Genomic DNA, 20,405 nt, shown 5'->3' with positions numbered 1-20,405 from the left:
CGTTAACGCTGGCGGTGTTTGAGCGGGTGTTCGCTTTCGATGAGTGCGGCCGCGATGTCGGCCAGCCGCATGTTGGACTGTTGCGAAAGCCGCCTGAGCAGCTCGAACGCCTCAACGGCATCGAGATTGAAGCGCTCCATGATCACACCCTTTGCTTGGCCGATGATGTCACGCGTGGCCAGGGCGCTGCGGAATTGGTCCTGGCGGCGCATCATCGACCAGGCCAGCGCGATGTGGGTGGCATACACCGTGCCGAGCTCCACCGACTCAAAGCCGAACACGCGCGGGGTATCGGCATAGAAGTTCAGCGCTGCCATGCTGGTGCCGTCCACGAACAGCTCATACGACAGGATGGAACGGACCGGGGTCTGCTCGAGCGCGTGCCGCCGGTAGCGCGGCCAGCGCTGTTCGGCGTCCAGGTCGGCGATGTGCATAATGTGGTGCTCCCAGGCCGCCGAGAGGCACGGCCCTTCGCCGAACTTGTTCTGAATCGCGTCCAGAACCATCGGGTAGCGATGCGTGGCGGCCACGCTGCTGACCGACCTGCTCTTCTGGGCCAACGTGATCCCCGCGTATTGGGCGCCGGTGACGTTGTGCACCCCATTGTCGACCAGCTCATGCAGCCCGGCAAAGGTGTCGCGTTGGTCGCGCCCCAAACTCGTCACCAGCTCCACGAGCTGGGTGGCGATTGTGGCACTGCCATCTAGCATGAACGTCACCCTCTGAGGCCGTCGGGCCGCAGAGCCCCTTTCGCGTGGGGGTCAGAGTGGCACTGAACCAGTCTAGGCGCCATCCAACGAAGCGCAAGGGCCGGATAGCGAACGCATCGCGTAACAAAGGCCCCCCAAGGCATCGGAGGTCGGGGATCTTACTGCCGGACACGGGCGTGAAGCGTTCGCATTCAACGACTTTCACGACTGCTGGCACAAGTGCGCATGCGGGTCATGACGCACTTCCTCAGGCCGCCTACACTCGGGTCAGTGACCTCCATTGTGATCGTAGGAAGCGGCTTCACCGGATTCACCTGCGCCCGTCGGCTGGCGAAGATTATGCGGCGACGGCGTGCGCCGGTCGACATTACGATAATCTCTCCTGTCGACTACATGCTGTACACACCGCTCTTGCCCGACGTGGCGGGCGGGGTGGTCGATGCCCGCTTTGTCGCTGTGCCACTGGCCAATTCGCTCAAGGGTGTCCGCGCGGTGCGCGGTCGCGTGGACGCCGTGGACTTCGCCCAACACACGCTGACCTATTGCGATCCCGAAGAGCGTAGCCATTCCATGTCCTGGGATCGCCTGGTGCTGACGCCGGGCTCGGTGACCCGGTTGTTCGATGTGCCGGGGCTCGCCAGGCACGCGCGCGGGCTGAAGACCACCGCCGAGGCCCTCTACCTGCGTGACCATTTCGTCGAGCAGCTAGAGCTGGCCAACATCGAAGACGATCCGCGGATGGCCGCGGCCCGGCGCACCGTCGTGGTGGTAGGCGCGTCGTATTCCGGCACCGAGCTGGTGGCACAACTCCGGGCGCTGGCCGACGCCGCGGCCAAACAAATGAGTTTCAACCCCGCAGAGGTGCGATTTCTGCTGCTGGACCTCGCCGACCAGGTGATGCCCGAGGTGGGGAAAAAGCTAGGTGACGCCGCACTCAAGGTGCTGCGCAAACGCGGCATCGACGTCCGGCTCGGCATCACCCTCAAGGAGGCGCACGCGGATCACGTTGTGCTCAGCGATGATTCGCGCATCGAGACGCGCACGATCGCCTGGGTGACCGGGGTAACCGGCGCGCCGTTGATCCAGAGCCTGGGGCTACCGACCGAAAAGGGCCGGCTTAAAGTCCAGCCCGATTTGCAGGTGCCGGATCACCCCGAGGTGTTCGCGGCCGGTGACGCGGCCGCGGTCCCAGACCTGACCCAACCGGGAAAGGTCACGCCGCCGACCGCCCAACACGCGACCCGGCAGGGCAAGGCGCTGGCCCGCAACGTCGCGGCCAGCCTCGGTTACGGCAGCAGCAAGGAGTACAAGCACCGCAACCTCGGCCTGGTGGTCGACCTCGGACCGCGCTACGCGGTGGCCAACCCGCTCAACATCCATTTGTCCGGGTTAGCCGCCAAAGCCGTCACCAGGTCGTACCACTTGTACGCGATTCCACGCGGTGTCAACCGGTGGGCGGTGTCGCTGGCGTACCTGACCGACGTGCTGTTCACCCGCTCGGTCGTGTCGATTGGGTTGTCCTCCGAGGACGACGCGCAATTCACGGCCAGCGAAGGCATTCCGATGCCCAAGACGAGCTGACGCGGGCCCGACGGCGTCAGCCTTCGGCCGACTGTTGCGCCTTGGCGTAGGCCAGCTGCAGGAAGTCCGCGCCGGCCAGAGCGCTGAACACGCCGGCGATCAGGCGGGTGAACCGGGGCGCGAAAACCAGGCCGATGGCGAACCCCGTGGCGACCCACATGTCCAGGCAGAACGGGCAGGTCAGCAGCTCACCCAAGCTGTGCCGGAGCTGACTCTGCTTACGGGCCGCTTCCTGGACTTCCGCGGGTCCACCCGTACCCGCGTAGTGCGTGAAGGGTGCTCGCAGTGGGCTCGTCACCGCGTCCTTGGTTAAGGTGCGCGACAGTTTGTGGGTGCCCAGGGTGAGCAGGACCAGGTCTTGGACCCGCCACCGGGTCGGTAGTGTGCGCCCACTGACCAGCGCGGCCAGCACCGCAGCGACCACCACGGCGCCGTAGACAGCCATCACCACCAGGTACCCACCCAGCGGCCGATCGTTGTCGCCGCGGTAGGCGTCTGCTTCCTGGCGTGCGCTGTCGGCGACCTGAGCACCGGTTTCCGTCAACTCACCCATCACTTCTCCTCAAAGGCATAGCGGGACGGGTACCCGGCACCGGCCGGCGCAATCCGGATGGCTCAGACTGTGCCCGGTTCGACGGGCTTGGTCGTCTTCGCGGCTTCCCGCAGGGTGCGGTTGGTGGAGCGCAGGTCGGTGTTGGCCGCCGACAGCGTGGCGTTGTGGTCTTCCAGGTCGAGGATGCGGGCGACACCGGCCAGGTTGATCCCGGAGTCGACCAGCTCGCTGATGCGCCTGAGCCGCATCAGGTCGTCGGCGCTGTACCGGCGGGTACCGCCTTCACTGCGAGCCGGCGTGATCAAGCCGTAGCGTTCGTAGAGCCGCAGCGACTGCACCGCGATGCCGGACAATTCGGCGGCCACCGAGATGCCGTACACCCCATGGTCGGACGAGGGGACGCCCGCGTCGCCGCGGAAGTCGGCCATCACTCACTCCTTCAGCTACTTGCTTCAGAAAATCTGTCTAGCACACTTGCATGATTCTGTCGATGGGTGGTATATGAAATCTATGTCATTAGACAAAGGAAATTGCCGACCCACCGCCTAGATTGGAGTGAGAGGTGACTACCATGCTGATGCGTTCAGATCCGTTCCGTGAGCTCGACCGCTTCGCCCACCAGGTCCTCGGTACCGCAGCCCGGCCGGCAGTGATGCCGATGGACGCCTGGCGCGAAGGCGAGAATTTCGTCGTCGAGTTCGACCTGCCCGGCATCGATGCCGACTCGCTCGACATCGACATCGAGCGCAACGTGGTGACTGTCCGCGCCGAACGGCCGGCGCTCGATCCCAACCGCGAGATGCTGGCCACCGAGCGGCCGCGCGGCGTGTTCAGCCGCCAGTTGGTGCTCGGTGAAAACCTCGATACCGACAAGATCGAGGCTTCTTACGCCGAAGGCGTTCTGCGCCTGCACATCCCGGTGGCCGAGAAGGCCAAGCCGCGCAAGATCACCGTCGGCCGCGGCGAAACTCCCCGGGCCGTCGGCGAGAGTGCCGCGCAGCGCGAGGTCATCAACGCCTGACCGACCGGCGGGCCGGGCGGCGGTCAACTCCCCCGACCACCGCCCGCCGCCGGCCCCGGGTTAGTGCGGACGTCTCGCCGGCGCCAGGGAGGCCGGATCACCATGAAATGGGAACTCGATGGCCAAACGGCCAATGTGGAACAGGCGTTGGCTGGCGGCGCTGCACAACCGGCCGGCTGGTTTCGGTTCTACTTCACCGACCAACGCTGGGAATGGTCGGAGCAAGTGCAACGCATGCACGGATATGAGCCCGGCAGCGTCACTCCGACCACCGAACTGGTGCTGTCACACAAGCATCCCGACGACCGCGGGCACGTCGCGGCCACCATCGGTGAGATAGTCCATACGCACCGGGCGTTCAGCACTCGGCACCGCATCGTCGATACCCGGGGAAACGTGCGCCACGTCGTCGTCGTCGGCGACCGGATCTTCGACGACGACGGTGACGTGATCGGAACCCACGGGTTCTACATCGACGTCTCCGAACCAAGCGAGCGATCGCGCGAAGACGAGATGAGCGCGAAACTCGCTGAGATCAGCGAGCATCGGGCCGCCATCGAGCAAGCCAAAGGCATGCTGATGCTGATCTACGGCATCGGCGAAAGCGCGGCCTTCGAGTTGCTCAAATGGCTGTCCCAGGAAGCGAATATCAAGCTGCGTCCGCTGGCCGAGCAGATCGCAGAAGACTTCCGCCGTGCCGGCCTGCCGCTGAACACGCAATCGGAATTCGACCACCTGATGCTGACCGCGCATGAGCGCGTCCACCCCTCCGTCGATCACCAGTAAAAGGCTGGCAATCGACTGGGTGCCGTCCGCCCTTATGCTGACCACGATGGCGAACCACGGCCCCGACCCCACCACGCCGCTGTGGCGCGCGGCCCAAGTGTTCCGGTTGCTGAGCTGCATCTATGCCACCGGCTTTCAGATTGCCGTCAACCCGGATCTGGTTCGGCCCGTGCTGGGTTGGGTGCTCTTCAGCGGACTGATCGGCTGGAGCGCGGCGTGCGCGTTCGCCTATCTGCGGGGGTTCGGTCGCAAACCGGCGTGGGTGCTCGCCGAGCTCGTGGTCGTCGTCCTGCTGATGTGGTCGAACAGCCTCGTCGCGAGCCCGCACTGGGCGGCCGACAACCAGACCTGGCCGACGACGTTGTGGGCCAGCAATCCCACGATTTCGGCCGCCATCCAGTTCGGCCCCGCCGGCGGAATGCTGACGGGACTGGCGGTGATGGCCACCAACTTCGCCGTCAAGAACTACCTGGCGCTCAACCTCGGGCACAACGCCACGGTCATCATCGAACTGGCGATCGGCATGGCGATCGGGATGGCCGCGCAAACCGCGCGCCGCGCCCACGACGAGCTGCAACGGGCAGCCCAATTGTCGGCGGCGGTGCAGGAGCGCGACCGGCTGTCCCGGCAGGTACACGACGGCGCCATCCAGGTGCTGGCGCTGGTCGCCAAGAAGGGCCACGAGATCGGCGGCGCTACAGCCGAACTCGCCGACCTGGCGAGCGAGCAAGAACGCGCGCTGCGGCGCTGGCTGGTGTGCACGGACATCGACCCGGAAACCGGCGGCGCCACGGTCGACCTGCGCACGCTGCTGCGGTGCCGGGAATCCGATCGGGTGTCATTCAGCCTCCCCGGCACGCCGGTGCCGTTGGGACGTTGGGCAGCAACCGAACTCGACGCCGCGGTGGGCAATGCGCTGGACAACGTCGTTGCCCACGCCGGCCCGGATGCGCGCGCGTTCGTGCTCGTGGAGGATCTCGGCGATTCCGTGCTGGTCAGTGTCCGCGACGATGGAGTCGGAATCACCGCCGGCCGGCTCGAGGAAGCGACGCGGCAGGGGCGCCTCGGCATCTCCCAGTCGATCGTTGGACGGTTGACGTCGTTGGGCGGCAGCGCCGAATTGCGCACTGACCCCGGCGAAGGCACCGAGTGGGAGTTGTCCGTGCCGCGGGGAGGGAAGCCATGGCGGATGACGGGACTTTGACGACGGTGATGGTGGTCGACGACCATCCGATCTGGCGTGATGCGGTCGCTCGTGACCTCGCCGAGGCCGGGTTCAACGTGGTTGCCACCGCCGACGGTGTGGCCGCCGCCCAACGGCGGGCGGCCGCGGTCAAGCCCGATGTGGTGGTGATGGACATGCAGCTGGCCGACGGCGACGGTGCGCAGGCGACGGCCGCGGTGCTCGCGGTCTCGCCTTCGTCGCGGGTGCTGGTGCTGTCGGCCTCCGACGAACGCGAGGACGTTCTGGAGGCGGTCAAGGCAGGCGCAACGGGATACCTGGTCAAGAGCGCCTCGAAATCCGAACTGGCGCAGGCGGTGACGGCCACTGCGGCAGGCCGGGCTGTGTTCACCCCGAGCCTGGCCGGGCTGGTGCTGGGTGAATACCGGCGCATGGCGCAGAGCAAGAACGACGGCCCCGCCCGCCCCAGCCTCACCGACCGCGAAACCGAGGTGTTGCGGTATGTCGCAAAAGGGCTGTCCGCCAAGCAGATCGCCGAGAGGCTTTCGCTGAGCCATCGCACGGTGGAAAACCATGTGCAGGCGACATTTCGCAAGCTTCAAGTCGCCAATCGGGTGGAACTGGCGCGATACGCCATCGAGCACGGCCTGGACGACGAGCCGTGACCCGCGGGGCGGGCGGACAGCTTTCGCCCCGCGGGTCATTTGAATCCGCGGCTACCGTGCCACCGCGCGCGGGCGTCGCGGCGTTATTCTGCCGTTGTGCTGGGCCACGATCCGCGCGGTCACCAGCGCGGTCACCACAACGGCCATGCAGACCAGCCCGTCGTCCTTGAGTCCCCACCTGATCGCGGCGAGCAGCGCAACGCCGGCCACGCACAATAGGGCACCGATGGCGCAACCTTGCCCGCGTGACGTCACCGCGGGTGCGCCGTCCCAACCGGACAACGGGTCGTTTTCGAGCGGTCGCAGCACGACGAACAGCACCGCCACCGCGACGACCACGATGAGCACTTGCGCGAGGCTGATGGCCAGAAAATCCTGCGCGCCCGGAAAGCGCGGGCAGCCAAGGTAATCGAAGACCAGGTGGGTGCCCAGCAGGACCGGCATGTGCCACAGGTACAGCGTCATCGCGCCGGAGTTGCCGATGGCGGTCCACCACCACACCCTCGGACGCCGCGCCCAGCGCGCGATCGCCGGTGCGGCCGCGATTGCCAACGCGCTCAGGATGATTGCGTGCCCTGCCAGCAGCAGTGACGGCGGACTGGTGTTGGACAGATGATGGTCTCCGGTGCCGACCATGCTGATCTGATACGGCCCCCAGTGCACCAGGGCGACGTCCACGGCGAAGAAGGCGGCGGCGGTGGCCAGCGCGGCGCGGCGGGCGAGCAGCCCACGACGGTAGGCCACGCCGAACATGGCGGGAATGAGCCAGACGGCCAGGTTGAGGTAACCCAGCGACATCGTTGCCGGCCAGTGCAGCCGGATCGCGTCGATCAGCGCGATCGCGCCGTAGACGGTCGCCACACTGGCGACCAGGCGCGTGGCCGTGGTGATCCGGTACAGCATGGGCATGGCCGCCAGCACCAGGACGTAGGCTCCCAGGAACCAGAGCAGCTGCGTGCTGACGCCTGCGATCGGCTCGTAGATGTGTTGCGGCAGTAACCGATACAGCACCGTCAGCGCCACGGCCCAGAACGCCAAGTAGTAGAACACCGGGCGGAACAGCCTGGTGCAGCGTTTCATCAGCCAGCCTCCCCAATTGGCGCCGGGAGCCCAGGAGGACACGCAGGCCGCCGCTCCGGCGAAGAAGAACAGCGGCATGATCTGCAGCAACCATGTCATCGCCTGGAACAGCACCGAGCTGGTGAGCAGGTTGTCCCAGATCAAGACGTGATTTTCAATGATGCTGGCCGCCATCACGGTATGGCCGAGCACCACGCCGACCAGCGACGCGATGCGGATAACGTCCAGGACGCGATCGCGATCGGCCGGCGTACTCGCGGCCACCTCGGCGACGTCGGGAAATCTGACAAGAGTTGCCATAGGAGCGGAACTGCCCTTCTGCTGATTCGGATGCGTTGTGGTGGAGCTGCGATGAGAGAAGCCTCGCCGATGCTGCGCGCGCGAGCCTGCGCACTTCTACGCGTTGTGGCTGAGTAGTACTACTCAGTTCCCGGCGTTGAGCGGGTCGTAATCGGCGAGCAGCTTTTCGATGCGGGCCTCATCGAGTCGTACCCGCACGGTCGCGGCCTCCTGCTGGTCGCGGATCACCTTGGCCAGGGTGAACGCGCTCGACACCAGGAACAGGAAGGTGACGCCGAGGAACAATCGGGGCCAGGGGTCAAGCGGGAGGAAATAGATTCCGCCGAGAGCGGCCACGAAGCTGATCGAGAACGCTACGGCGGCCTGAACGAAGAAGGCGACGGTGGTTTTCGAAATGCTGCTGGGAACGGTCATGCCAAAAAGACTGCGGCAGCGAGCCGTTCGCGGGCATCCGTAAGACTACTCAGATTTTTCGGTGGAACTACCGGGCCGCGCCAACAGCGAAGCGACGGCGAGCGCGGCGCCCACCCCGACCGCCGCGGCCACCACCGTCGCCACCGCCACCGAAGCGAACTCGGAGTCCGCGAGCGGTTTGACCACCGCGACCGCGCCCAGCGCAGGCATCACCAGGCGGACCCACCAGGCCACAGCACTGTCGCCGGGGATCCGCGAATTGGCCTCCGTGGCAAACACATACAGCGCCATCAGCAGCAGGGGCGCCGCGCTCAGGATGACGAGCCCGATCCAGCGCGCGCCGTGCGCCGAGACCACCGCGGAAACCGCCGCCACGAGCCCGATCACCGCCAGTCGCAGGCGGGTGTTCGGTGCGGCCCCGCGCATTACCGCCAGACCGGTGGCGGCGCGCACCGCGGCCCACCCGGACACCGGCGCGGCGGCCACGGCCAATGCGATGCCGGCCACCGTCAGCCACCGCCGGCCGTCGTCGGCGTAGAACTCGGGCACCGCCTCGGCCAGCATCTTGGCGCTCCATCGCCAAGGCCCCGCCACACCTCGGTGATCTCCCACCCACAACACCAGGGCGACCGCGGCCACCACCGCGGTGGCCAGCGACATGGATCGTCCCGGCCGCGCGATGCGCGTGGTGCGGACGGTAAGCAGTTCAACGCCCACCATCCCCAGCCCGAACCCGACGAGCTGGCCGGACAGCTGGCGCGGTGTTGCGGCCGTTCCGATGACGACGGGGTCGGTGCTCAACGCGACGAGGGTAACCACCGCCACCGCGAGGTAGACGTAGATGAGCAGGCCCGCGAGTACCAGCGGTAGCGCCAGTGACGCCACGGACCGAGTCGATGTCCAACAGGTGGCGGCACCGACGACCAGCGCCGCTGCCGCGGCGGCGGCCGGCAGCCACGACACGATCACGGTGGGATCGTCGCCCGGCGAAAACAGCTGCAACACTTGCAAGCCGAGCGTGGCAGCGAATTTCGCGGCCAGCACCAGGTACGCGAGCAGCTGGACGATGCCTGCGGCCATTCCCGCTTTGGGGCCCAGGGTGGCGCCGATCAACTCGGCGGTGCTGCGCGCTTCCGGCGTATGGTCACGTAACCGCGCCAATGCGTAGATCACCGGGATCATGACCGCCGCCCCGAGCAGGGCGCCCAATCCGTACCATGCCGCGGACGCGATTACGGCAAGGCTCAGCGCGGCTGCGCGCCACGTCCCCAGCATGGGCTCCCCCAAGCCGGTTTCCGGCCGCGGCGACAGTAGCGATTTCTTCGGCATCGCCTAAGCATGACCCAGCGGAGCCCGTGCGGCTTCATCCGGTTCGGCAACGTCCTGGCTGCGCGCCGCCAGCGCGCCCGCGGTCGATGTGCAGGCGATGCCCAACAGGGACCGAACATCAACGCCGCGGCTTCGCCCGCGCTAAGCAGGTGCTGTTGGGCGCCGATGGCGACCGCGGCCACCGCGACGCCCAGTTGCGTGGAGGACATCACCGCGTAGGTGAGCGGCTGGCCGAGCGGCCGTCCCGCGCAATGCGCGAGGACACCGCCGAGCCCCAGCCCGATGCCGAGCAGGATGTATTTCGGTTGCATGCGCGGCACCGAGGCCAGCACGGGTTAAACGTGGCGCATCCGAGCGCTCAGGCGTCAATCACCACGCGCCCGGATTTTGCGCGGGAAACGCAGACCAACATCTCGTCATCGCCCTCGACGGTGCGCCCGCGGCGATCCACTTGTCCCCCAAGCACTTTGACCTTGCAGGTTCCGCAGAACCCCTGCTGGCAGGAGTACGCGGTGGTCGAATCGCGGTCGAGCATCACGTCCAGCGCCGATCGGTTCGCCGGCACGCTGAGCACTCGCTGCGAGCGGGCCAGTTCCAGCTCGAAGGGGACACCATCGACCACCGGCGGAGGGCCGAAACGTTCGTAGTGCAGCGGCGCGTCTGAGTGTTCGTTGCGCACGGTGCGCACCGATTCGAGCATGGCGGTGGGGCCGCACACGTAGACGGACGTCGCCGGCCCGGCGCCGGCAAGCAAATCGGACGCGGTGGGAATTCGGCCGCGCTCGTCGTCGGCCCACACGGTGACTCGGCCCGGGTCCACCGCCACCACCTCGTTGAGCAGCGGCATGTAATCCCGGCTGCGACCGGCATAGACGGCGCGCCAGTTGATTCCGCGCTGCTGGGCGGTCTGGATCATCGGCAGAATCGGCGTCACCCCGATGCCGCCGATCACGAACAACACCTCACGCTCGTCGGTGACGAGGTAGAACGCGTTGCGGGGCCCTTCGAATTCGAGTTTGTCACCCACCTCGAAGGTGTCGTGCATTTCGATCGAACCGCCGCCACCATCGGCGATGCGGCGCACCGCGATGCGATAGTCGGTCCGCCGTCCGGGCGAGCCACACAGCGAGTACTGCCGGCGCCGGCCCGATGGCAGCCGAACGTCGATATGGGCGCCGGGTGTCCAGGACGGCAACAACCCACCGTCGGGGTCGACCAGCGTCAAAGCGACCACATCGGGCGTCACTAGTTCGCGGTCGGCGACCACCGCGGTGGTGGTGCGCCGCACGGACTCAACTCGTGCGGATGTCCAGCCCGACGCCGAAGCGAGGCCGCCGAACAGCGAACCGACGCCGTACAACGCGGTGTACATGCGGTCACGTTTGCGGCGGCCGTACAGGTCGGCCGGAATACTGTCCCAAATAGTCTGTGCCACTACGATCCTCACACTTAGCCGATGCCGCGGCGATCGCCGGACCGGCTGATCAGGTCGACCCACTCGCCGGTGAGCCGGGCGATGACGTCGGGGTAGGCGGTGACCACCCAATGGCCGCCCTCGATCGGGACGACCCTGCCGCCCTCCGGGATGGAGCCGGTAAACCGTTGCAGGGCGCGCGATACGAAATAGTCCTGGCGTGCGACCAGCACCTGCACTGGAACGGTGGTCCGCGGCAACTGGGCCGGGGGCGACAGCATCGGTGCGGGCATGTTCGCGCGATAGAGGTTGAGCCCGTTCAGGTAGTCATCGACCGAGCGGTACTGCGCACCGCGTCCGCCGCGGGTGCTCGAGCCGCCGATACGCTCGACGGCCTCAAAGACTTTCACCGTCGCCCGGGACCGGATCGCCAGCTCCGGTACACCCGGGCACAGGAAGAACCAGATGTAGGACGAGGCCAGGACCTGTTTGACCACGTCGAGAAGCGCGCGTGGCGTGCGAGCGGATCGCAGGAACTTGCCCGCGTAGTTCAGGTGGGGCCCGGAGACGGAGGTGAACGAGGCGATCTTGCTCACAACTGCGTCGTCGGTGACCGCCGCCCAGGCCTGGATCGATCCCCAGTCGTGGGCCAGCAGGTGGACCTCGTCCACGCCGAGGCGCTCGATCACCGCGCCGATGTCGGCGACCAGTTGCGGCAGCCGGTATCCCGAACGGTTGGGCGGCGTGGAGGATTGGCCGGCACCCCGCACGTCGTACGCCACGACGTTGAATCGGCGAGCCAATGTCGTCGCCACCGGATCCCACACGCGGTGGTTGTCGGGATAGCCGTGGATGGCAAGGATCGTCGGCCGCGCGGGGTCGATATCGGTGTAGGTATGCACCGCCAGCCGCACGCCATCGGAGGCGATGACCGTGGTTGACACCAGTTCGGTCGTCATCGTCAGTGCGACGCGCGGGCGGCGGGTGAGCGGGCCAGGTAGTCGACCGCGCGCCCTACGCCGCCCAGCTGGGAGGGATGGAAAGTCGGCGTGTAGTAAGCGCCGATGACCCGGAGGAACTGGAATGGGCCGGGCACCAAACCCCGGCGCGCGGCGCGGAAGTAGTCCCGCCAGCGCGGCTTGGTGCCGGGCGGCAAATAGGGGTCGACCGAGTACATGAATCGCACGCCGCGGACGAACAACCACAGCAGCGCCGGGGTGATCAGCAGCTGGGTGCGCACCTGCCGCCAGTACCCGGCACGCAGATGCTTCATGGTGTCGAAGGCGACCGCTTTGTGCTCTACTTCCTCGGCGCCGTGCCAGCGCAGCAGGTCCAGCATCACCGGGTCGGTGCCCATGGCGTCATGCTGGGGGGTGTCGAGAATCCATTCGCCGAGAATGGCGGTGTAGTGCTCGAGTGCCGCGACCATCGATACCCGCTCGAGCAGCCAGCTTTGTCGCCGGCGCGCGCTCCACCGCGGCCGGTCGCCGATGAGTTGGGTGAATAGCCAATGCATTTGGTCGGTGAACGGCGTCACGTCGATGTCTTTGACCGCGAAATGCCCGAGCACTCCGGCGTGCGCCTGGGAATGCATCGCCTCCTGGCTGATGAATCCCTGCACGTCGCGGCGCAGTTGATCGTCTTTGATCAGCGGCAGGGTGTCCTTGAAGGCGGCGACGATGAACTCCTCACCTGCTGGCAGCAACAGGTGCAGCACGTTGCAGAAGTGCGTGGTGAAGGGTTCGTTGGGCACGTAGTAGAACGGCAGCGTCGACCAGTCGAAGTCGACGTCACGCGCCTGCAGGACGATCCGCTCGTGGTCGAGCGAGGCGTCATGCGGGCCCGTTGCCCTGTCATCGACGGTGAACATGTGCCATCCCCTTTTTATCTGTCTCGCGGCGACCCGCTTCGCCGCGCTTGCGATCTCCGTTGCGTCTGTCAGGCGCTGCGCTGTGCCTCGTCCTCTACCTCACTGATTAAATGCTCGCTGCGCAAGAACCGGACCAGATGATCGACCGTTTCGGTCAAGGCGGGCTCCTGCAGGCGGACCTTGGCCAGCCCGCGCCGGTGGCGGTACTGGGTGTTGTCGTAGCGCTTGTCCCGCATCGCCGCGATCTTGTCCGCCGACCGGGTGAGGAAATCGACCAGCGGATACATCTGATCGTTCGGCGTGCAGCGGCGGTTCAGCTGCTCGGTGAACGACGGGATGTCATGGTAGTCAAAGCGATACCCGTACCGCTCGGACAGGATCCGGGTGACGTCGGTGAGGTTGTAGTAGTCGTCCGCTGTCATGTTGAAGACGCTGCCCGACTCGTCCGGCAGGCCCATCAGCGTCACGATGTGATCCGCGATCAGGTCCGCCGGCAGCAGGCTGATCTGGTTGAGCGCGTTGACGGCGACGCCGTGCTCGATCATGAACGCCGTCAGGCGCACCAGGATGTCGTCCTGGCTGCCGAAGCCCGCGCGGGTCGGCGAGATCAGCGAGGGCCGGTAGATGCGGACGTCGAGTCCCTTGCGCTGCGCGGCCAGCGCCAGCTGCTCGCCGACCCACTTGGTCTGCGAGTAGCCGAAGTCCAGACCGGCCATCTTCTCGTTGGCGTCCCACTCCCCGACCACCGGCTCGGTGCTCCAGCCGTAGATGAACGTGCTGGAGACGAGGTGGAAAGCCTTGCGGTGGTTGGTCATCGCCAGGCGCAACAACTCGCGGGTGCCCTCAACGTTGGCCGGCCGCAGGGCGTCGTACGTGCGGACGTAGTTGACCAGGGCGCCGTTGTGCACGACGGCGTCGACATCCTGCGCCAGCTGTTGGAAGGCCGCCTCCCCGATGCCCAGCGCGGGCTCGGCGAGATCGCCGCAGACGACGCGGACCCGTGCCCGGACGTCGGCTTCCAGCGCCGGCGTCCAGAGCTGGGCGCGGCGCAGCGACGCCACGATGCGGTCCAGGCCGTGCGCGGAGTCCGTGGCGCGCACCAGCGCATGCACCGTGAAGGAGGTTTGCGCCAGCAGGCTGCTCACGAGGAACGGCCCCAAAAATCCTGTGGCGCCCGTGAGCAGCAGATCGGTGGCCTCACCCGGCCGCGCGGGCGCCAGTTCCGGGAGCGGCAGTGCCGCGTCGGCCCGCATCTGGGCGGCCTCGTACGCCTCGTACTCGGCGGAGATCTGATCCAGCGCCCGGCGCAGGGCGTCGAGCGGCTGCCCGGAGTCCTCGCCGAATTGGCTGACCAGCCCGAAGAATTCGGACACCGTCAGCCGCTGCAGCAAGCGCGTGTTGACCTCTTCGGCCAGCTCCCCAGCTCCGTTCTCCTCCAGCAAGGCCTGCAGGTCCGTGCGTAGTTCGGCCAGTGCCAGCGAGTCGATGCCGAGATCGGCGAACGAGCAGTCCTCGTCGCCGCTCAGGTCGTAGCTCTCGATCAGATTGCGGAAGCGCTCCAGCGGACCCGTGCCGGCAGCCAGGCCATCGTGAGTCCGGTTGGCCGACTGGTTGATCCAGCTCGTGAAGGTCGGCAGCTTGTCATCCAGCCACAGCTGGCGTGTCGACGAGCGCCGGATCTTGCCGGAAGTGGTCTTGGGAATGCTGCGCGGCGGTGCGAAGACGATCGCGTGCGGGTCGATGTGGCAATGCCGCCGGATCGCGCGAGCCACGGCCTTGGCGTCCGGAAGGTTGTGCTCGTCGCGCACCTCGGCGACGACGATCAGCGCTTCGGACTCATCGTGCTCGACCGAGAACGCGGCGACGCAGCCCTTGCGGATCTGCGCGGCCGTGCGCTCCACGACGGATTCGATGTCGGAGGGGTAGCAGTTGACGCCGCGGACGATGATCAGGTCCTTGCTGCGACCGCAGACGAACAGCTCGCCCTCGTAAAGGAAGCCCAGATCTCCTGTCCGCAGGAAGGTGTGTTCATCGTCGCCTGCGACGCGCGCGCCGAAAATCTCCGCGGTGAGCTCCGGCCGGTTCCAGTACCCGGCCCCCTTGGAGCGTCCGGCCAGCCAAACCTCACCGACCCGCCCGTCGGGCAACGCCTGCCGGGATTCGGACTCGACGATGCGAACCAGTGCATCGTCGATGGGCTTGCCACAGCTGACCAACGTGACCTGGTTGCTGTTTTCGGGCAGCGCCTTCTCGACGCGGGCGACGTTGCGCTCCAGCCCACGCTTGTTCACCGCGATGGTCTGGCGTCCGCGGGTCGACACGGTCAGGGTGAATTCGGCCATGCCGTAGGCGCCGGTAAGCGCCTCGGGCCGCAGGCCATAGTCGGCGAACCGCTGCCGGAAGCGCGCGAAGGTGTTGGCGCGCAGCGGCTCTGCGCCCACGACGACGCATTCGAGACTGCTCAGGTCGACGCCCGCCAACTCGGAGGCGGGGAGCTTGTCCTCGCGCAGGCAGTATTCGAGCGCGAAGTTGGGTCCCGGCGTATGCGTGGCGCGCACGTCACTGATCAGCCGGAGCCAGGACGACGGCCGGGCGAGGAAGTCCAGGGGCGACATCGCATGCGTTGTCCCGCCCAACAGCACGACGAACATATAGGCCGAGATCAGCCCCATGTCGTGGTGTTGCGGCAGCCACGAGGCCGCCACCACGTCGCCGCCGGCGAAGGCGAAACCGTTGGCGATGACGTTGGCGTGGGTGACGACTACACCCTTGGGATCGCTCGTCGAGCCCGAGGTGTACTGCAGGAAGAGCACGTCGCCCGGGGTGTCCGCGACGGGGGCGCCGCCGAAGTCCTGCGCGCCATCGGTGGCGAACCAGGGCAGCTCCGGCAGGCCGGAGTCGTCCGCCCAGACCTGCTGGCCGTGCCGCTGGCCCAGGAGCAGGCGGAAGTCGTACTCGAACTGCTTCGTCGACAGCACGGCCCGGGCCCCGCAATCGCGGGCGACGAAGCTGAGCTTGGCCAGCCCGGAATCAAACGACATCGGCAGGGGCGGGCTGACCGGAACGGCGATCACCCCGATGCGTGCGCACGCATAGAGCGCGGCGACCATTTCCAGCCCAGGCGGGTAGACCAGCAGCACGCGATCGCCTGAGTTGAGGCCGGCCTCCCTGGACAGGTAGGCGGCCAGTTCGCGGGTGCGTTCAGCGAAGCCCTGGTACGTGTAGTGCTCGAGTTCGCGGCCGTCGCCATCGACGAACCGGAAGAGGGTCTGGTCCGGCCTCTGCGCTTCCCACTCGTGTAGGTAATCGATCAGCGTCTCCATGCGGAGTGATCCCCTTTCCAGGATGCATAGCCCGAGAACGACTTCCGTCGTAAATATCAATCCAATGTAGCGCTGTCATGCCACTCTGAGCAAAGGGACGAACAGCGTTAATGGCGGCCGCACACAACATTCACAGGATAAACTTAACCGCCAAAATTAATTACGCGGATGCTGATCTACGCGCCTACGGATTTCAGTATTTCAGTTGCGGACGACCAGGTAGTATCGCGGTTATGTGCCCTGAGATACTGAAGTACGTATCTACGAATTCACGCGTTTCCTATTAACCGCCAAACACCCGCCCCGCCCGAAATAGGACTTTTACCTATGCGACACACATTGGCCAAATCGCAAATCGAATAACGCAATTAACACAGCATAACGCCGGGGTCCGGAACACTTCAGGACCGCGGCTGAGCCGCCGTACCACCTGGGTGCGGCGGCGGCTGGCTAGGTGGGCTTGGCGATGCGGATCCGCGGGCCCGCGCGGGCCACCAGTTTCACGATGCCGAGGAAACGCTCCCCGTCGATGATGGGCGACAGCGGCTCGCCCTCGGCTTCGATCCTCATCTCGTGACCGTTGACGTCGCGTAGCCCTTTGCCGTGGAGCATGCCGCTTGTCAACGCCATCGGAAGCTGTGCCACGATCCGGGATGGCCGCAGATTTCCGGCCTGAAAATGCAGCGCCCCGGGCTCGGACGCCTTGGGGAACAACCGAAGCGGACCACCGATGCGCAGGTCGATCGCGCCTGCGTGCAACAAACTGTGCGTGCGTGACGGGACCTCATCGCCGTCGATCACGACGCGCGCCCGCGTGGGAGTGAACAGGATGGAAGCGTAGTTCGGGGTCTTCACCCGGCTCGGGGCGACCTTCGAGGTGATGTAGTCGCCGAAGCTGCGAGCGATCACCCGGGCGACGGCCAGCCGGCCGTGATCGGGTGAGTCGTAATACCGGTCGTAGAAACGGTTCCCGACGCCCCCGGCCGCCAGCCCGAAGCAGAGCCGGTGAAACGCCGCACCGTCGGCGGTTTCGCCATCGAGCACCAGTGTGTCCAGGCTCTCCTCGGGCGGAGGTCGGTCCGTCTCGGCTGCGGACGCCAGCGCACGGATGATCGTTTCGGGCCGTCCGCGCACCCGGGCCTTGCGCGCGACGGCATTGACGCTGCCGCCGTTGGTCGGAACGAATGCGGGCCAGCGCTGCGGATCACTGACGTAGTGCTCGGCCTCGTTGATCAACCAGTGCAGCGCGCCGTCGCCGCCGTCGCCCACGAGGTGGGTGACCCGCGGCGCGAGCTGCTCGATGGCGCCGTGGAGCTCCTCGATCGAGTTGGTCTCGTGCACCTCGCCGCGGGAGCCGACAATGCGGCGCAGTTCGGCGATGCGGTCGCGGGAAGCGGCGCGATTCCTCCGCGCTTTCGGATTGACGATGACGCCTAGATACATCCGGCGATCCCCCATGCGCCCCCGACAAATTGTCGTCCGATCAATTGGTCAGGGGGGATTTCGCCGGGCATCCCAGGCACGATACCCGCGCGTCCGAGTGGGTCCGTAACGCTGCCGCACACCGCCTCAAGTCCCCTCGGCCCGACAACCGCCGCCGCAATTGCGTAGTTAGGGTGTCTGCCATGCCAGATTGGACCGCGGCGCAGCTGCCCTCGTTCGCCGGAAGAACCATCGTCATCACCGGTGCCAACGCCGGGCTGGGCGAGATCACCGCCCGCGAGTTGGTCCGGGTCGGTGGCCGGGTCATCCTGGCCGTCCGCAACACCGACAAGGGCCACACCGCCGCCGCACGCATGACCGCTTCGACCGCCGGTCCCGCGACCGGGACGGCCGAGGTGCGCCAGCTCGACCTGCAAGACCTGTCGTCGGTGCGGCGCTTCGCCGAGGGCATCGACACGGTGGACGTCTTGATCAACAACGCCGGGATCATGGCCACCAAACACGCGGTCACCGTCGACGGCTTCGAGGGCCAGATCGGCACCAACCACCTCGGCCACTTCGCGTTGACCAATCTGCTGTTGCCCAAGCTGGCCGACCGCGTGGTGACGGTCTCCTCGCTGATGCACCACTTCGGCTACATCAGCCTCAAAGACCTGAACTTTCAGTCCCGGCCGTATTCGGCCTGGCTAGCCTACAGCCAGTCGAAGCTGGCCAACCTGTTGTTCACCAAGGAACTGCAGCGGCGATTGGACGTCGTCCCCACGTCGGTGCGCGCGCTGGCCGCCCACCCCGGCTGGTCGCACACGAACCTGCAAGGCAACTCCGGCCGCAGGCTGGGCGACGCGGCGGTGCTTGCGGTCGACCGGATCGTGTCCACCGACGCCGACTTCGGCGCCCGCCAGACGTTGTACGCGGCCTCGCAGGATTTGCCGGGGGACACCTTCGTCGGCCCGCGATTCGGACTGTACGGCCGCACCCAGCCGACGTGGCGCAACTGGCCGGCAAAGCGCGCCGGCACCGCCACCGCCCTCTGGGAACTGTCCGAGCGCCTCACCGGGACGAAATTCCCGCTCTGAGCAGTGCCGGCGGCGCCGCCGCTCGGCCGGGCAACCCCTTTCACGCGCCGGTCACGCGGGCCGCGGCTAGATTAGTTGGGTAGCCCAACCGCACGAGGCGAGGAGGTAATGCCGTGTCGGACGCGAATCTGGCGGCCATGCTCGCCCTGTGCGCCGCGCTGGCGTCCGCGATCGGCAACGTGGTTCGGCAACGTTCCGCGCAGGAGGTCACCGACCAGCGCGTGGGCCACCTGACGTTGTTCGGCATGTTGCTGCGCGACAAGCGTTGGTGGCTGGGCGGTCTGGGAGACATCGGCAGTTACGTGCTGCTCGCCGCCGCCCTGGACAAGGGCTCCGTGCTGCTGGTGATGTCGTTGCAGGTGACGGCGCTGCTGTTCGCCTTACCGATCTACTCGCGGATGACCGGTAACCGGATCACCGGCCGGGAATGGACCTGGGCGCTGGTACTGGCGGTGGCACTGGCCGCGCTCATCGCGGTCGGAGACCCGACCGGCGGCCAGCAGCGGGCGCCGTTGCACACCTGGGTCGTGGTGGCCGCGGTGATTGGCCCGCTGTTGCTGCTGGGTTTGTTCGGCGCGCGTGTGTGGGCGGATCGCCCGGTCGCGGCGCTGCTGCTGGCGGCGGTGGCCGGCACCTTCCTGGCGGTGTTCGCGGTCTTGATGAAGGGCGTCGTCGACATCCTGGAACGCCACCCCGGCCAGGTGTGGCACAGCTTCGAGCTGTACGCGCTGGTGTTCTGCGGCGTGGCCGGGATGATCTACCACCAGTCGGCTTACCGGGCCGGCGCGCTGACCGCCTCGCTGCCGACGATCATCGTGGCGAAGCCCGTGGTGGGTGGGGTGCTCGGTGTCGTCGTGCTCAGCGAGACGCTGGCGGCCGGTGGCTGGGAGTGGTTTGTCATCGCGGCGACGACGGCCGTGGTGATCATCGCGACGGTCGGCCTGGCGCGCGGTGAGGCCGCTTCCATGTCGGCCGGCGCCGGGCGTGACCTGAAATCCAGCGCGCGGCCGAAGGCGGCTTCAAAAGCGTGAGCGTCTGACGCATTGCCCTGTGCGGTAAGCGGTTTCCCCGGTGTATCGGCCGGCGCCCGCAGCTACGGGTTGATGGTGTTGTCGCCGACCTGGCGGCCCCAGACGTACTCGATCGCATACGGCGATCCGGTGTCCAGGTGGTTGTACGGCGCAATGCTGTTGCCGGTGTCCATGATCAACTCCGGTGCGGGCCACAGATCGCGGGTGATCTTCTGCCAGCACCCGGGCGCCCCGCCCGGGCCGCCGCGCGCGTTCACCCGAGGCAGGTTCTCCGGGAACACGTAGGGGTTGGGCGCACCGCCGATCAAGCCGGCCGCGCCGCCAAGCCCCATCGTCAGCGCGGTGATGGCTACCAGCGACAGTGGGTTCGCGACCAGTCCCAAGCCGGACAGCGCCTCGGTGTTCATGTTCAACGAGTAGCCGTTGAAACCGCCCTCGGCCGCGCCCGTGGCAGGCAGCGCATCGTGTTCGCTGCGCATCAAGCAGTAGATTTCGGGGCTGTAGGTGTCCAGCAGCTGCGCGGTCGGCACCAGGTCGGCGGCGCCGCGCGCCAGATACGGCCCGCCCTTGTTGAACAGGTCCGCGCCCGTGTTGCCGAACCCGGCCGCCGACAACAACGCCTGATC

19 protein-coding genes are annotated in these 20,405 nt (G+C 66.9%); 7 read left to right on the top strand and 12 right to left on the bottom strand.

Annotation, left to right across the window (positions count from 1 at the left end):
- Positions 1–2: 2 nt before the first annotated feature.
- Positions 3–710, bottom strand: coding sequence for a GAF and ANTAR domain-containing protein (locus tag A5652_RS22630; protein WP_067357151.1), 708 nt, complete (start codon positions 708–710; stop codon positions 3–5).
- 270 nt (positions 711–980) lie between these two features.
- Between A5652_RS22630 and A5652_RS22625 the strand changes: the two genes are divergently transcribed.
- On the top strand, positions 981–2,291 hold the full coding sequence (locus A5652_RS22625) for an NAD(P)/FAD-dependent oxidoreductase (protein ID WP_067357084.1): 1,311 nt from the start codon (positions 981–983) through the stop codon (positions 2,289–2,291).
- Between the two features lie 16 nt (positions 2,292–2,307).
- Here the strand turns inward: A5652_RS22625 and A5652_RS22620 are convergent, their stop codons facing one another.
- Together A5652_RS22620 and A5652_RS22615 are read right to left on the bottom strand one after the other, a co-directional pair.
- Positions 2,308–2,844 (bottom strand): DUF1360 domain-containing protein, encoded by a 537-nt coding sequence (locus A5652_RS22620; RefSeq protein ID WP_067357080.1) that lies wholly within the window; start codon positions 2,842–2,844, stop codon positions 2,308–2,310.
- A 62-nt stretch (positions 2,845–2,906) separates the two neighbouring features.
- On the bottom strand, positions 2,907–3,272 hold the full coding sequence (locus tag A5652_RS22615; RefSeq protein WP_067357077.1) for a helix-turn-helix transcriptional regulator: 366 nt from the start codon (positions 3,270–3,272) through the stop codon (positions 2,907–2,909).
- A 143-nt stretch (positions 3,273–3,415) separates the two neighbouring features.
- Between A5652_RS22615 and A5652_RS22610 the strand changes: the two genes are divergently transcribed.
- The 4 genes from A5652_RS22610 to A5652_RS22595 all read left to right on the top strand — a co-directional run bounded on the left by A5652_RS22610 (position 3,416) and on the right by A5652_RS22595 (position 6,499).
- Entirely contained in the window at positions 3,416–3,865 is a 450-nt protein-coding gene (locus A5652_RS22610; protein WP_067357074.1) for an Hsp20/alpha crystallin family protein, read from the top strand.
- Between the two features lie 102 nt (positions 3,866–3,967).
- The gene (locus A5652_RS22605) at positions 3,968–4,651 is read left to right on the top strand and encodes a PAS and ANTAR domain-containing protein (protein WP_067357071.1); all 684 of its coding nucleotides are present in this window, start codon (positions 3,968–3,970) and stop codon (positions 4,649–4,651) included.
- A gap of 34 nt (positions 4,652–4,685) precedes the next feature.
- Entirely contained in the window at positions 4,686–5,855 is a 1,170-nt protein-coding gene (macS, locus tag A5652_RS22600; RefSeq protein ID WP_067357068.1) for a MacS family sensor histidine kinase, read from the top strand.
- Positions 5,834–6,499 carry a response regulator transcription factor gene (locus tag A5652_RS22595; RefSeq protein WP_067357065.1) on the top strand — a complete coding sequence of 222 codons (666 nt, stop codon included), beginning with the start codon at positions 5,834–5,836 and terminating at the stop codon, positions 6,497–6,499. The genes macS and A5652_RS22595 overlap by 22 nt, the downstream gene beginning before the upstream one ends.
- Positions 6,500–6,550: 51 nt before the next feature.
- On the opposite strand, the gene A5652_RS22590 is transcribed toward A5652_RS22595, so the two are convergent.
- The 8 genes from A5652_RS22590 to A5652_RS22555 form a co-directional block, all read right to left on the bottom strand.
- Positions 6,551–7,879, bottom strand: coding sequence for an acyltransferase (locus A5652_RS22590; protein ID WP_067357062.1), 1,329 nt, complete (start codon positions 7,877–7,879; stop codon positions 6,551–6,553).
- Between the two features lie 123 nt (positions 7,880–8,002).
- A complete protein-coding gene (locus tag A5652_RS22585) occupies positions 8,003–8,293 on the bottom strand; it encodes a YiaA/YiaB family inner membrane protein (protein ID WP_067357057.1) in 291 nt (96 codons plus the stop codon).
- A 45-nt stretch (positions 8,294–8,338) separates the two neighbouring features.
- Entirely contained in the window at positions 8,339–9,622 is a 1,284-nt protein-coding gene (locus tag A5652_RS22580; protein ID WP_067357054.1) for an APC family permease, read from the bottom strand.
- Between the two features lie 358 nt (positions 9,623–9,980).
- Positions 9,981–11,063 (bottom strand): PDR/VanB family oxidoreductase, encoded by a 1,083-nt coding sequence (locus A5652_RS22575; RefSeq protein WP_067357147.1) that lies wholly within the window; start codon positions 11,061–11,063, stop codon positions 9,981–9,983.
- 8 nt (positions 11,064–11,071) lie between these two features.
- Positions 11,072–11,995, bottom strand: coding sequence for an alpha/beta fold hydrolase (locus A5652_RS22570; RefSeq protein ID WP_067357051.1), 924 nt, complete (start codon positions 11,993–11,995; stop codon positions 11,072–11,074).
- Between the two features lie 2 nt (positions 11,996–11,997).
- Positions 11,998–12,906 carry a metal-dependent hydrolase gene (locus A5652_RS22565; RefSeq protein ID WP_067357047.1) on the bottom strand — a complete coding sequence of 303 codons (909 nt, stop codon included), beginning with the start codon at positions 12,904–12,906 and terminating at the stop codon, positions 11,998–12,000.
- A gap of 68 nt (positions 12,907–12,974) precedes the next feature.
- Positions 12,975–16,229 carry a thioester reductase domain-containing protein gene (locus A5652_RS22560; protein ID WP_067357044.1) on the bottom strand — a complete coding sequence of 1,085 codons (3,255 nt, stop codon included), beginning with the start codon at positions 16,227–16,229 and terminating at the stop codon, positions 12,975–12,977.
- A 450-nt stretch (positions 16,230–16,679) separates the two neighbouring features.
- Complete coding sequence (locus A5652_RS22555; protein WP_067357143.1) at positions 16,680–17,672, bottom strand: diacylglycerol kinase family protein; 993 nt, start codon at positions 17,670–17,672, stop codon at positions 16,680–16,682.
- 182 nt (positions 17,673–17,854) lie between these two features.
- Here A5652_RS22555 and A5652_RS22550 point away from each other — a divergent pair, with 182 nt between their 5' ends.
- Both A5652_RS22550 and A5652_RS22545 read left to right on the top strand, forming a co-directional pair.
- The gene (locus tag A5652_RS22550) at positions 17,855–18,748 is read left to right on the top strand and encodes an oxidoreductase (RefSeq protein WP_067357041.1); all 894 of its coding nucleotides are present in this window, start codon (positions 17,855–17,857) and stop codon (positions 18,746–18,748) included.
- Between the two features lie 113 nt (positions 18,749–18,861).
- Entirely contained in the window at positions 18,862–19,779 is a 918-nt protein-coding gene (locus tag A5652_RS22545) for a DMT family transporter (protein ID WP_067357038.1), read from the top strand.
- 62 nt (positions 19,780–19,841) lie between these two features.
- Here A5652_RS22545 and A5652_RS22540 read toward each other — a convergent pair.
- On the bottom strand, positions 19,842–20,405 hold a 564-nt coding region (locus tag A5652_RS22540), incomplete at its 5' end, for an MCE family protein (RefSeq protein WP_197514064.1).

The sequence above is a fragment of the Mycobacterium sp. 1165178.9 genome, from assembly GCF_001673555.1.
In the GTDB taxonomy this organism is placed as follows: domain Bacteria; phylum Actinomycetota; class Actinomycetes; order Mycobacteriales; family Mycobacteriaceae; genus Mycobacterium.
Note: the sequence above shows the minus strand (reverse complement) of the source record. Positions and strands in the feature narration are given on the sequence as shown.